Source organism: Pseudomonas sp. Irchel 3E19 (assembly GCF_900187585.1).
GTDB classification, from domain to species: domain Bacteria; phylum Pseudomonadota; class Gammaproteobacteria; order Pseudomonadales; family Pseudomonadaceae; genus Aquipseudomonas; species Aquipseudomonas baetica.
On sequence record NZ_FYDT01000019.1, the window covers coordinates 35843 to 48135 of the forward strand.

At 58.4% G+C, this 12293-nt stretch carries 5 protein-coding genes; 3 read left to right on the forward strand and 2 right to left on the reverse strand.

Features of this window, described 5'->3' with window-relative positions; genetic code table 11:
- Window positions 1-13: 13 nt before the first annotated feature.
- The 3 genes from CKW18_RS14225 to CKW18_RS14235 all read left to right on the forward strand — a co-directional run bounded on the left by CKW18_RS14225 (window position 14) and on the right by CKW18_RS14235 (window position 5015).
- Window positions 14-2716, forward strand: a complete 2703-nt coding sequence (locus CKW18_RS14225) for a [protein-PII] uridylyltransferase (RefSeq protein ID WP_095189368.1) — start codon at window positions 14-16, stop codon at window positions 2714-2716.
- Window positions 2717-2760: 44 nt separating this feature from the next.
- Entirely contained in the window at window positions 2761-3960 is a 1200-nt protein-coding gene (gene dapC, locus CKW18_RS14230) for a succinyldiaminopimelate transaminase (protein WP_095189369.1), read from the forward strand.
- Between the two features lie 326 nt (window positions 3961-4286).
- Window positions 4287-5015, forward strand: coding sequence for a peptidase M12 (locus tag CKW18_RS14235; protein ID WP_095189370.1), 729 nt, complete (start codon window positions 4287-4289; stop codon window positions 5013-5015).
- 164 nt (window positions 5016-5179) lie between these two features.
- Here CKW18_RS14235 and CKW18_RS14240 read toward each other — a convergent pair whose 3' ends face one another.
- Window positions 5180-11161 carry a S8 family serine peptidase gene (locus tag CKW18_RS14240; protein ID WP_256586969.1) on the reverse strand — a complete coding sequence of 1994 codons (5982 nt, stop codon included), beginning with the start codon at window positions 11159-11161 and terminating at the stop codon, window positions 5180-5182.
- 592 nt (window positions 11162-11753) lie between these two features.
- Window positions 11754-12230, reverse strand: coding sequence for a hypothetical protein (locus tag CKW18_RS14250; RefSeq protein ID WP_077571314.1), 477 nt, complete (start codon window positions 12228-12230; stop codon window positions 11754-11756).
- Window positions 12231-12293 lie beyond the last annotated feature (63 nt).

Genomic DNA, 12293 nt, shown 5'->3' on the forward strand with positions numbered 1-12293 from the left:
GGAAAGCCAATCGATGCCGCAGGTGGATCCCGAACTCTTCGACCGCGGCCAGTTCCAGGCTGAACTGGCCCTCAAAGCGAGCCCTATCGCCGCGTTCAAGAAGGCGATCCGCCAGGCTCGCGAAGTGCTCGACGCACGTTTTCGCAGCGGCCGCGATATCCGCCGGCTGATCGAAGACCGCGCCTGGTTCGTCGACAACATCCTGCAAAAGGCCTGGGAGCAGTTCAACTGGAGCGATGACGCGGACATCGCCTTGGTCGCGGTCGGCGGCTACGGCCGGGGTGAGTTGCACCCCTACTCGGACATCGACTTGCTGATCCTGCTGGACAGCGCCGATCACGAAGTTTTCCGCGATTCCATCGAGCGCTTTCTCACCTTGCTGTGGGATATCGGCCTGGAAGTCGGTCAGAGCGTTCGCTCGGTGGATGAATGCGCCGAAGAAGCACGCGCTGACCTGACCGTGGTCACCAACCTCATGGAAAGCCGCACCATCTGCGGCCCCGAGCGCCTGCGTCAGCGCATGCTCGACGTCACCAGTACCGCCCACATGTGGCCGGCCAAGGAGTTCTTCCTGGCCAAACGCGCCGAACAGAAAGCTCGTCACCACAAGTACAACGACACCGAATACAACCTGGAACCCAACGTCAAAGGTTCGCCCGGCGGACTGCGGGATATCCAGACAATTCTGTGGGTTGCCCGACGCCAGTACGGCACCCTCAACCTGCGCGCACTCGCCGGCGAAGGCTTTCTGGTCGAGAGCGAAAACGCCCTGCTCGCCTCCTCCCAGGAATTCCTCTGGAAAGTGCGCTATGCCCTGCACATGCTCGCCGGCCGCTCCGAAGATCGCCTGCTGTTCGACCATCAGCGCAGCATTGCCGGGCTGCTCGGCTTTGAAGGCGACGACGCCAAGCAGGCCGTCGAAAATTTCATGCAGCAGTACTTCCGCGTAGTGATGAGCATCGCCCAGCTCAGCGATCTGATCATCCAGCACTTCGAGGAGGTCATCCTCGCCCCGGAAGACGAAGCGCCGCCACAGCCGATCAATTCGCGATTCCAGTTGCATGACGGCTATATCGAAGCACGCAACGACAACGTGTTTCGCCGCACGCCGTTCGCCATGCTGGAGATCTTCGTGCTGATGGCCCAGCAGCCGGAAATCAAAGGCGTACGCGCTGACACCATTCGCCTGCTGCGCGAGCACCGGCACCTGATCGACGACAACTTTCGCAACGACATCCGCAACACCAGCCTGTTTATCGAGCTGTTCAAGTGCAAAATCGGCATCCACCGCAACCTGCGACGGATGAACCGCTACGGCATCCTTGGGCGCTACCTGCCGGAGTTCGGCTTCATCATCGGGCAGATGCAGCACGACCTTTTCCACATTTACACGGTCGATGCACACACCCTGAACCTGATCAAACACCTGCGTAAGTTGCAGTACACCCAGGTGTCGGAAAAATTCCCGCTGGCCAGCAAGCTCATGGGCAAACTACCGAAGCCCGAACTGATCTACCTCGCCGGCCTGTACCACGATATCGGCAAGGGCCGGCATGGCGATCACTCGGAGATCGGCGCGGTCGATGCCGAGGCGTTCTGCCAGCGTCATCAGTTGCCGGTGTGGGATAGCCGCCTGATTGTGTGGCTGGTGCAAAACCATCTGGTGATGTCAACGACCGCCCAGCGCAAGGACTTGTCCGACCCGCAGGTGATCCACGACTTTGCTCAGGCGGTGGGCGATGAAACCCGTCTGGACTATCTGTACGTGCTGACCGTCGCCGACATCAACGCGACCAACCCGACACTGTGGAACTCCTGGCGCGCCAGCCTGTTGCGCCAGCTCTACACCGAGACCAAGCGCGCCCTGCGTCGCGGCCTGGAAAACCCGGTGGATCGCGAAGAACAGATCCGCCAGACCCAAAGCGCTGCACTGGATATTCTGGTGCGCGGCGGCACCGACCCGGACGATGTCGAGCAGTTGTGGGCGCAGTTGGGCGATGACTATTTCCTGCGCCACACTGCTGGCGACGTGGCCTGGCACAGCGATGCGATTCTGCAGCAGCCGCTGGACGGCGGGCCGCTGGTGCTGATCAAGGAAACCACCCAGCGCGAGTTCGAGGGCGGCACGCAGATCTTTATTTACGCGCCGGACCAGCACGACTTCTTCGCCGTGACCGTGGCGGCGATGGACCAGCTCAACCTGAACATTCACGACGCCCGGGTCATCACGTCCAGCAGCCAGTTCACCCTCGACACCTACATCGTGCTCGACAACGAAGGCGAGTCCATCGGCGACAATCCGGCCCGGATCAAACAGATCCGCGAAGGTCTGACCGAAGCCCTGCGCAATCCGGACGACTACCCGACGATCATCCAGCGCCGGGTGCCGCGTCAGCTCAAGCATTTTGCCTTTGCGCCGCAAGTGACAATCCACAACGACGCCCAGCGACCGGTGACCGTACTGGAACTCACCGCACCTGACCGTCCGGGCCTGCTGGCGCGAATCGGCGGTATATTCCTGGAATTCGACCTGTCGCTGCAAAACGCCAAGATTGCAACGTTGGGCGAGCGGGTGGAAGACGTGTTCTTCATCACCGACGCACACAACCAGCCACTGTCCGATCCCTTGCTGTGCAGCCGTTTGCAGGACGCGATCGTTGAGCAGCTGAGCGTCAATCAGGAACCCGATATCAAGCTTTCGCGCATCAGCATCTGAGTGCGTGCCCGGATTAATCTGCTTTGCAATGAGACCCTGTACCAATGAACAACGCTCTGAACCAGCTCCAGCCCTACCCGTTCGAAAAGCTCCGCGCCCTGCTTGGCACGGTCACAGCGAACCCTGACAAGCGCCCGATCGCCCTGTCGATCGGCGAGCCGAAACATCGTTCGCCAAGCTTTGTCGCCGAAGCACTGGCGAACAGTCTGGATCAGATGGCGGTGTACCCGACGACCCTCGGTATTCCAGCCCTGCGTGAAGCCATCGCTGGCTGGTGTGAACGTCGCTTCGGCGTGCCGAGCGGCTGGATCGACCCGGCTCGCAACGTGCTGCCGGTCAACGGTACGCGTGAGGCGTTGTTTGCCTTCACCCAGACCGTGGTCAACCGTGGCGACGACGCGCTAGTGGTCAGCCCGAACCCGTTCTATCAGATCTACGAAGGCGCCGCGTTCCTCGCCGGGGCCAAGCCACATTACCTGCCGTGCCTGGATGAGAACGGCTTCAACCCTGATTTCGATGCGGTGTCGCCGGACATCTGGAAACGCTGCCAGATCCTGTTCCTGTGCTCGCCGGGCAACCCGACCGGCGCACTGATCCCGGTCGAGACGCTGAAAAAGTTGATTGCCCTGGCCGATGAATACGATTTCGTGATCGCCGCCGACGAGTGCTACAGCGAGTTGTACTTTGACGAGCAAACGCCGCCGCCAGGCCTGCTGACCGCTTGCGTCGAACTGGGCCGCAAGGATTTCAAACGCTGCGTGGTGTTCCACAGCCTGTCCAAGCGCTCCAACCTGCCAGGCCTGCGTTCCGGTTTCGTCGCCGGCGACGCCGACATTCTCAAAGGCTTCCTGCTGTATCGCACCTACCACGGCTGCGCAATGCCGGTTCAAACCCAACTGGCCAGCGTCGCCGCGTGGAACGACGAAGTACACGTACGCGCCAACCGTGCGCTGTATCGCGAGAAATTCGATGCCGTGCTGGAGATTCTTGCCCCAGTGATGGATGTGCAGCGCCCGGATGGCAGCTTTTACCTGTGGCCGAATGTGCAAGGTGATGATGCAGCGTTCTGCCGTGATCTTTTCGCCGAAGAGCACGTGACGGTGGTGCCGGGCTCGTACTTGTCTCGCGACGTGGACGGTGTCAATCCGGGTGCGGGCCGTGTGCGCATGGCACTTGTCGCGCCATTGGCGGAATGCGTGGAAGCCGCCGAGCGTATTCGCGCATTTATTACTCGCAAGCAGTAATTGATGAGGCCGTGCCAGTCAATCTGGCACGGCCACTTGCAGCATCAAACTCCCGCACCCTATAAAAAATAAACGCCCAGCAAGACACCGACACACCGCCACAGCTTTAATCTAATCTGCCTGAGCGTGTCGTCGCCAATCCAAGGATTTCAAGCGACGCGTGGCCGTGGTGTCGGGCTCGTACCTGCACGGGACATAAAAACATGACGTCACAGTCCATATAACGTTGTATTGCACTTGCCTTTCAGCCAAGCGCTAATATAGAGCTGAATAACTTGCAGTGCCTGAACAACTGCTTACTCTCAACTTCAAGGATGAAGTCCATCATGCACGAACTAACAGATTGCCAACTTATACAATGGCCCGACGATCAAGAGGCTTACACGGTGGCCACCAATGAAAACCCGGCCAACATCGGCACATCTACTGGCACTCGGCGTAAACGCTCGATATTAAATTATTCAAAACTATGGGCAAACGGCCGCACCCTGAAGATTGCCTTCATGGACGCACCCGAAGCAGATCACAAAGACAAAATCATAAAGGCAGCCAGTCAATGGTTGCCGTATATCAACCTGAAGTTCGAGTTCGTTGACGACCTCGTGGGCGACATACGCATCGCCACTACCAACAACTCCAACAGTTCGATGCTCGGCACCGACGCGTTGTTGATTCACCCTGACGACAGAACCATGGACCTGGGCGTAAAACCGGATCATCCAGACTTTGAAGTCATCGTGACTCATGAGTTCGGTCACGCCCTTGGCGCTATGCATGAACACCAGCACCCGCAGGCGAAAATCCCGTGGGATAAACCAAAGGTCTATGAGTTCTATCAGAACCGCGAAATGAATCCACTGACGCCGGAGGAAATCGACAGAAACCTGTTTACTCCTTTCGACACGCTGGAGGCGATTTATACTTCTTACGACAAAAGGTCGATCATGCACCACCCAGTGGCTAATACGTTGACACTGGGTAATTGGGAAGTGCCAATCAATCGCAGGATCAGCAAGAAAGACAAACGCCTGATGCGTTTGCTTTACCCGAAATGAATGTCCCCACCTAAAAAACCATTCTTTAAAAGCAAACCTGCACGTTGCGCTTCAGACGAGCATAAGACGAGCATAAGACGAGCATAAGACGAGGGCGGCATTGCACCGCCCTCGTCGGCCCGTGACAAACATCGCGGGCCTTTTTTCGCGTCAACTGCCGTTACTTACATCCAGTTCGCCGCCAGCACAGGCTGCAACGCCTGCTGCTCGGCCCCGCCGAAGGTCATGGTCGCTGGCGCCGCCGGCGCGAACGCCGCCATGGCCTGGACCAGTTGCTCCACATCACGATCCATCAACCGATGGCGGTCTCCGGCCATGATGTCCCGAGGCCGCTCCGGCTTGTCGGCATACCAGTTATGCAGCGTGACTTCCTGCTTGCTACCGATCACCGATATCTGCAGGTCCTGCCCTTTGTGCTGGAACCACAATTGATCGGGGCTGATGTCCTTGCCGAACACCAGATCGCCTCCCCCGTTGCTGAACTCGATGTCATTGACCCCGTGCCCGACTTCAACCGTCGGCATGTTGCCGCTGACCACCACCTTGTTGTTGCCATCGCCCAGTTTCACCGTGGCGAAAGACCCTGAATCGGTAATGGTGTTGTTGCCATGGCCGACGGTGAGCTTGTCGACGTCACCGATCACAACGTTATTGCCATTGCCCAAAGTGATATTGCCCCGGCGGCCCGTCACGTTAACCTTATTGTCACCGTTGCCGGCATGCACTTTGGCATTCGAGGCTTCGACGTTGATGGTCTTGCTTTCGTCGCCAATCGTGACATCGGCGAAGAAGCCCTGGACCGTCATGACGTTCGGGTCGGTGGCCGCCGGCAGAGGGTTCGTTGTAGAAGGTGTTGAACCGCCGCGGATCCTGTCCCGGATTGACGCGAACGTAGTGTCCGCGGTTTGCCCTACGCCCCAGGTATCGTCGATTTTCAGGCGCGGATCTTGTGCACTCACAACGTCTGGAACGATGACCGGTCGGCGAGTCGGGATATCAAGGTCACGATGGGCGATATCGATCGTCGGGACATCCGGGATGATAATCGGCCGTGGACTCGGAATATCAATCGACGCAGGCCCCAGCACATCCCGACCGACCGGGCCGATGTCCGGTACTTTCGATGGGACCAGGGAACCAACAGCGCGCTCGGCCAGAATCTGCTCGATGGTTTTGTGGTCAGGGAGCGTCGTCCCACCCCGGTTCGCCTCACGCTCGGCCATGATTTGTTCAAAGGTTTTGTGTTCCGGCACTTTCGGATTCAGGTCGATACCGCGTTCTGCCAGGATCTGCTCAATCGTCTTGGTCTCCGGCAGCTTGAAGTCCGGAATCGTGACCGAAGGTCGCAGCACTGGATCAATGGGAGGCAGCGGCGCGACCAACGAAGGTTTGTCGACGCCAGGACGCTCGACAATCGGCGTCAGCGTTTCAGGTACCGTGAGCGGAGGCTGATCGGTGACCGGCGGCACCGGTCCAACCGTTGGCACCACGGCAGGCGCAGGGTCGGCAAAGAGGAAATCCGTCGCACTGATCTGCGCCACATCAAGCGCATCCAGATACAGCAGATTGGTGTTTGCATCGCTGCCCTGGGCACCGATGCGTGTCACATACACACCGTGAATCTGGGTCAGGCCATTGAATGTCGCGCGGTTCTTGTGCTCGATGATCAACTGACTGAAGTCGGTGACGCCAGTCTGGCGCAAATCGATCTTGTCGATACCGTGACGGAACCCACGCAAGGCGTTGTTGTAATCCTTGACGCCGGACTGGGCCGCCACCACGAACACGTCCGAGGTCGCGCTGTCGTGGCTGTAAATCGTACCGTTCAGTGAGGCCACGGTTTTACCCTGAGCGTCGCTGCTGTACATCACGCCTTTACCGCCACCGTTGAGTACCACGGTGCCCAAACCCTCTTGCGGCTTGACCGCCGAAGCATCGCTGTTGATGTAAGCCGTCGGCGCGACAAAGCTGTCCTGAAACTTGAAGTTCGCTGCAGTGATGCCGGCGAGTGCCTGGTTTTTCAGAACGATGACCTGGCCCTTGCCCAGGTCAACCTTGACGTCCGCGCCCTGTTGCGTCAGTTGCAGATCAGCGAATTTCTTCCCGGCAAACCCCACCAGATCGACGACTTCACCGCGCGCAGCTTCGAAGTTGTTGAGGGTATCGTTGCCCGCATCGCGACGATGCACCACAAAGAAGTCCTTGCCCGCACCGCCGGTCAGCACGTTGTTGCCACGTCCGCCATCGAGCAAGGCGTCGGCATTGCCAGCGACCAGCGTGTCATTGCCATCGCCGCTGACAATATTCTGAATGGCCGACGGGTTTTTCACCGTCAGCGCCGCGCCGCCAATGCTGGCAACACCGGTCAGCAGGTTGACCGAGGTGTCCCCGGAAACAGCCGCCGCATTCAGGGTATTGCGCCCACCTGCGACACCGTTGACCGCGTCATCCAGCACCGCGCGATTGGCATGGCCAACTACCGACTTGAGGTATTCATCGGTGTAGAAATAGGTGTCGTCCGCCGTCGCCTTACTGCCGTACAAACGCAGCGACCAGCTATTGAGGGTAACCGGCAGACCGGACGCCGAATCGGTCACTTGCAGGGTCCAGTTGCCCGCCGAGCGTTCACCGAAGTCATGGGTCGACATGAAGGTGTACTTGAACGAGCCGGACTGCGTGCTGCCGACATCGCTAGCGCTGGCACCCGGCATGCCATCCGGGACTTTGCCCTGACGGTTGAGCAACACACTTTGCGTGCCATCGGGGGAAATCAGCTTGAGGGTCAGATCGCCGAGGCGGCCAACCTGAGCATCAAAGTCGATCTCGACGTGCTCGACATTCATCCCGGCATTCATCGCAATCGAGGACGTCAGCGTCGCGCCCGCTGCCAACGGTTTGCCCAATGCACCGCTGGAGGCGCTGTAGACGTATTCGTTGGCGCCGGTGCTCTGGGTCATCCAGGCCTCGGACAAACGCACCGCGGCCCGCGCATCGACTTCACCAAAACCATAGTCATTGCTGGTGTGCATGCCGCCGCCGTTCCAGCCATGGGCGGCGTTGTCGCTCCATTGGGTGGCCGGGTCGTTGATCTGGCGCGCTGACAACGCGAGGATCTGCTGCACATCGCGATAACCCAGGTTCGGGTTGGCTTCGAGCATCAACGCAACGATGCCGGAAACGATCGGCGCAGCAAAACTGGTGCCTTGCATGCTGGTGTAATCGTTGCCGAACGTGGAGCCGCGTTCGGTTTCCAGCATGTGGCTGGTGGACACGACATTGCTGCCCGGTGCTGATACCAACAGGCTGGCGCCCGGGTTGGAAAATGGCGAAGAGCCTATCTGCAAGGTCGACAGATCGCCCTGTGCGTTGATCGCGCCGACTTCCACTGAGAAGCGATTGTTGTTGGTCAGCGAACCCTGGGCATTGCCACCGGTAGCACGGCTGTTGCCGCCCGCTGCAACGATGATCGTACCCAGGCCGCCGCGACCGTTGCTCGCCGCGTACTGCGCATTCATGCTCAGCGCGGTGGCGGTGGTGAAGTGGCCGTCCTGATAACTGCTGAGGGCGAAGTCATTGGTGAAACCCCAGCTGTTGTTGGCGATGTCGAAACTGACCATGTGGCCGAGTCCCGTCAGATCATCGCCCTTGCCCGCAAGGTAGTAACCACCGAGTTTCGCGTCGTAGGCCACGCCCACGCCGCCGATGCCGTTCTTCGCGCCGACCATCACCCCCGCGACCATCGTCGCGTGGTTGGACATCAGCCCCGGCAAGGTGCCGTTGGTCTTCTGCGTTTGCAACCAGGCCTGATCGATATTCGGCGCCAGGTCAGGATGCGCGACATCAAAAATTTCCGGCGCGGTAGCGAACTCGCCGCCCGGCTCGAATTGACCAATGCGCACGCCTTTGCCGGTGTAGTCCTTCCAGACCGGCAGCACATGGGTGTCGCTCAAATACCATTCCTGAGCGGCCAAGGGATCAAGCGGCACTTCGGGAGTCAGCAGGGTCACACCGGCACGCATCGGTGCGGTCTGGCCGCTGCCGAGGTCCACCACCGACGCCGACAGATTACCCGCCGCATCGGCCACGCCGTACTTGAAGCTGATCAGTCCGGTGTAACGCGCGTCCGGGGTAAACAGCACATCGTCCTGGGCGGTGAGGCTGACCGTACCGCCGACCGCGTCACCGACATTGGCAATGTGCAGCGCGCCTTGGCTGTTCAGACGTTGATCATTGGCCAACAGGCTTTCGGCGCTGATCAGATGTGTCTGGGTGCGATCAAACGCCTTGCCGGCCTTGTCGAGCGTGAGCACATCGGCCACTGGCATCGCATTGGGGGTCAGCAGGTCAACAGCAGAAATGTCCGAGAAGTTGAGCTTCTGGATGTTGCTCAGCGTCACCGTGCCGTCACGCCCGGCGACCTTGTCGGCCACTTCATAACCGGTCGCGGTGCGAGTGATGCGGTAGTCGCCGTGAGTGCCGTGCAGCGTGACCAGATTGATCCCGCCGTCACCATCAATGGTCGCGTTGCCATGGCCGACTTCGATGATGTCGTTACCGGCACCGCCGAAGATTTTATCGGCGCCGCCACCGGCATGGATGATGCTGCCGCCTTCGGAAGCATAAATGGTGTCGCCCTGAGGCCCGGCATAAATCACCGCTTTGCCGCTGCCGCCGATGATGGTGTTGTGGCCGCTGCCACCGACCAGCACGTCGTTGCCCGAGCCACCGACCAGCGTCGAGTTGCCTGAGCCGCCCTTAATGAAAGCGCTGCCGGTGCCACCGCTCATGATGACGTCGTTACCGCCGCCACCTTCGGCGATGGTGAGGCCGGCGCTGGCCATGTTCAGGAAGACGTCTTGGGTGCCGACGATAATGGCTGTATCACGGCCGCCATTGCCACGAATGTTTCTTGTATCGTCCGAAGCGCTGATGACAAAAACGTCATCGCCCAGACCGCCGATGTAGGCGTTGCTGCCAGCACCGCCGACAAGCCAGCTACCATCCGGCGCAGCAATCAATGTGTCATTGCCGCTACCGCCGTACAGATTGTTCACCCCCAGTTTGGCCGCATCCAGAGTTTCACCCGTGGTGCTCTGGCTGGCGTAAGCGCTGGTGGTGCGGGTGTTGGCGCCGCTGGTAGTCGAGGTCACGCGCGTGCCGGTGCCTTGGCTGGTCACGATGTTGCTGACCGGATCCCCCAGAAAATCCACCGCCAATGCTTCCTGGCTCTTGCCATTCATCGTGAACGAACCAGTGGCGAGCACCTTGTTACCGTCACGCATCTCAGCTTGAGGGGACGCCACCGCACGTACATTGATCTGGGTGATTCCCAGCTCGGCCAGCGTCTTGAGTTCACCGCCATCGACTTTGGCGTCATGCGTGCCGTCAACCCAGACGCGCAATTTGCTCCAGATCGGATCACGCTGATCGATCATGCCGTCCTTGTTCGCGTCTTCACTGGCCAATGCCGCGAAACCGTCCTTGAACTTTGTCTCGCCCGCCGCGCCGTTGACGCCGACCTTGCCACCGTAATACTCGGAGAACATCTGACTGACGTCTTTGATCTGGCCACTGCCATCCTCAATCACCAGTATGCCGGTGGTGCGATCCGCCCAGCCGCTGCGCTTGAGCGTGCCACTGTGGTCGGTATCAAACAGCACACCGTCGCGGATGTCGGTCATGTGCACGCCATTGCCGGTCAGGTCCAGCAACAGTGGGTCAACGTAGGTGTTGAATGTCGACATTGCCGACAAACCATTCAGAGTGACCGCGCTGCGCAGGCTGAAATCCGGCTTGGTCGCGCTCGGGGTCGGGTAGAACTGCGACAGGTAGGTGTTGGGGCGCGCGTTGGGGTCCAGTTGCATTTCACCCGGACGAATACCGCCCGAGGCCAGGCTGGCCATTTGGGTGGAGGTGAAATCGGTTTTGTTGAGAATCCCGTCGAGGGCGAAGATCTTGTTCGTCGCGCTGTTGACGATGTAACCGTTGGCCGCATCTCGTGTTCGCTGATTCTCAAGTTGTATTTGGTGGCTCGCCTGAGGATCGGGGTTGATTTCGATGTTCAGCAGGCTTGCTGGCGGGGTCCACGCCGGTCCACCTTGATCAATCAGTGGTTGCCCGTCACGATCCGGATGAATAATCGACATCCCGGTTTTTATTGAAATGACATTGGGCTCATTGTTCCACAACTCGCCTTCAGTCTTGATATTTTGACCACCGGGGCGGAAGGACTTGTATAAGTTATAGAGACCTCCTCCACCAATAATTTCCGTTTCGGTCAGCCCCAATACGGTTGAAATCAATCCGAAGTTGAAAGACGCAGCATTTGTGAAACTGGGAACGAAGCCGTCACCTGTCGTGTGCGAAGCACCGTTATAAGAGCGCTGAAGATCACCCACGCCACTCTGCCTGAAGGTCTCATAAACAACGCTATAGAGGCTGTTCCGAAAACTGAGAGAGGACGCGTCATAGTCCTCCCTGACTTTCTTGAAGTGTTCGATCGAAGCTTTCATATCATAATCCGCCGGCACCATGAACGGCTGATCGGTCTGGGGATCCATAACATAATTGCCAAGCCCGTCACTCAGCCATTTCGCCGCAACGAGTGTTCCATCTTTGGTTTGTACAGTAAAACTGTCCTTGCCAAATTGCCCCTGCATCAACGTCAGTTTAGCCACTTGCTTCCCTTACTTTAAAAACCCTCTTGATCGTTCAAGAGGAAACTTGAAAATTCCCTTTCTAGCGATAAGCAGAAAACCTGATCTGTATCTTTCCGGAAGCGTCCGAGGCACGCAGCTTGACGTCTCGGCTCACGATCCGGGTTGCACCGATTGCAAAATCGATTTGAAGATCATTGTCTGAATTCCACTTCACTGCCGGTGAAGCTTCGTGGTCAAAAAAAACATCACACTCAGCTGAATAAACCTGGTATTCGGAGTGAGCAATTACTTCATCGATAGTCTGCCGACTGTTAAAAACAAAAACCGTGTCCGAGCAAAACGGCGCTATTGCGCCCCCGCCTGCACGCGTGACGTGAACAGCGCTGTACTTTCCGTTTGGAGACAAATAAGCCAGCTTCGTCACATCATCATCGGAATCAGAACTAAGCGATAAGAGGGTAATGGCGCCATATTTCAGAATCGTCAGAGCACCCACCACCAGCAGTATCAATTTCAACCCACGAACAATGCTCAAATGACCCACCTTGAATTTCATAACGTTTCCGATTTCATGGACGTTGAAGGATTTATCGTTTCAATCCTGACTGTTTCCCACCTG